At 39.6% G+C, this 280-nt stretch carries 1 protein-coding gene; it reads left to right on the forward strand.

Annotation, left to right across the window (positions count from 1 at the left end):
• On the forward strand, positions 1–190 hold a 190-nt coding region (locus HMPREF9441_RS18940), incomplete at its 5' end, for a tetraacyldisaccharide 4'-kinase (protein WP_008623831.1).
• Between the last annotated feature and the right edge of the window lie 90 nt (positions 191–280).

Genomic DNA, 280 nt, shown 5'->3' on the forward strand with positions numbered 1-280 from the left:
CCATCATCATTTTACTGATAAAGAATTGCAACAACTGCAAGGCTTGCGTGTACTAACTACCGAGAAAGATTATGTGCGGTTTGAGCAAAGCTGGGAGGGGTTATACTACCTGCCCATCGACATGCAGTTCTGTACTAATGAAGACGCAGTAAAATTTGGCACAGTTTTTGGTGCACTTACGCAAGAATAAATGTTATTAATACAAGTACCTTATGACAAAAAAACTTATCGCTATGGTGGTGCTTTTGTTTGCAGCCACTATTACTCTTGAAGCTCAAGA

It is taken from the genome of Paraprevotella clara YIT 11840, from assembly GCF_000233955.1.
GTDB lineage: Bacteria > Bacteroidota > Bacteroidia > Bacteroidales > Bacteroidaceae > Paraprevotella > Paraprevotella clara.